General features: G+C 72.9%; 1 pseudogene. It reads left to right on the forward strand.

From position 1 onward, the window contains the following. Positions 1-145 precede the first annotated feature (145 nt). Positions 146-332, forward strand: a pseudogene (locus tag F0L46_RS25440) (ABC transporter permease); the annotation flags it as partial.

A 332-nucleotide genomic window follows, 5' to 3' on the forward strand; every position in this document is an offset into this window, starting at 1 on the left:
GACGCGAGAGGTCCCGGTCGAGAACAAGGCTGTACAGGCGTGCGTGCTCCCCACCTCCCGGCCAGCTCCGACTTTCCGACCCCCACCCCCAGCCCCTCCCCGCAAGGGGGAGGGGGGCGGCGCGCCCGCATCGTGGAGTCCGCCCATGGCTGAGATCGCGGCCCCCGCCCCCTCCCCGACCCGCCCGAAGCTCGCCCTCGACGGGCGGGCGTTCCTGTCGCGCTGGGGCGCGCTCCTGGCGCTCGTCGGGCTGATCGCGTTCAACCTCGCCTTCACGCCGAACTTCGCCACCTGGCAGACCCTCAACGTCAACCTGACCCAGGTCTGCGCCA

This window comes from Salinarimonas soli (assembly GCF_008386575.1).
GTDB classification, from domain to species: Bacteria; Pseudomonadota; Alphaproteobacteria; order Rhizobiales; family Beijerinckiaceae; genus Salinarimonas_A; species Salinarimonas_A soli.